This is a genomic window from Novosphingobium naphthalenivorans NBRC 102051, from assembly GCF_001590985.1.
Classification (GTDB): domain Bacteria; phylum Pseudomonadota; class Alphaproteobacteria; order Sphingomonadales; family Sphingomonadaceae; genus Novosphingobium; species Novosphingobium naphthalenivorans.
The window spans coordinates 1-640 of sequence record NZ_BCTX01000223.1 but is presented as its reverse complement, the minus strand read 5'-3'; the positions used below and the strand labels follow the sequence as shown (position 1 = coordinate 640).

The 640-nt window shown below is 58.1% G+C and carries 1 protein-coding gene and 1 pseudogene; both read left to right on the top strand.

Annotated features, from left to right (window positions below):
- Positions 1–407 (top strand): hypothetical protein (locus NN5_RS26510; RefSeq protein WP_169801063.1); only part of this gene is annotated, 407 nt, incomplete at its 5' end.
- 41 nt (positions 408–448) lie between these two features.
- Positions 449–640 (top strand): annotated as a pseudogene (locus NN5_RS26720) (hypothetical protein); the annotation flags it as partial.

Below are 640 nucleotides of genomic sequence, written 5' to 3'. Positions count from 1 at the left end.
TTCGCGCCCTCGCTCGTCGCCAAGATTGCTTACGAGAACAGCAATTTCCCGGAAGACCCGTCAGTCAACAGCTTTCATGCCCAGGTGGCATTCGGCTTCTGAAAGGGATCGCCATGAAGATTTCGCCACTTCCACTTGCCGCGCTGGTCCTCGCATTCAGTCTTGGGTTTTCCCAGCTTACCCCTGCCCAGAGCGCCGATCGCAAGGCAGAGCCTGACCCCATGCAATTTGCGCGCGGTGCCAAGGCCTGGGCAGACAATTGCGGACGGTGCCACAACATCCGCGATCCGAAGGAATATTCCGACAGAAGCTGGAACGTAATCGCGAAGCACATGCGCGTGCGCGCCAATATATCGGGTGATACCGCCGATGACATTGCTGCCTTCCTCAAGGCCAGCAATAATTGAGGCGATCCACCCCGAATCATGAAGCAATACCTCTGCTTTCGATGGAGAAGAAAATGATCCGTGCACACGCCTTGCGCCTATCTTCCGTCTGTATTGCCGTGACCGCAGCGCTCGCTTCGGTCGCGGCTGCGGCCGCTACGACGACGATATGCGGATTCTCCGGTGGCGATCCAGTGCACGGAAAGGTCGTATATGCGCAGACGTGCGTGGCATGTCACGGCGCCAATGGGCGC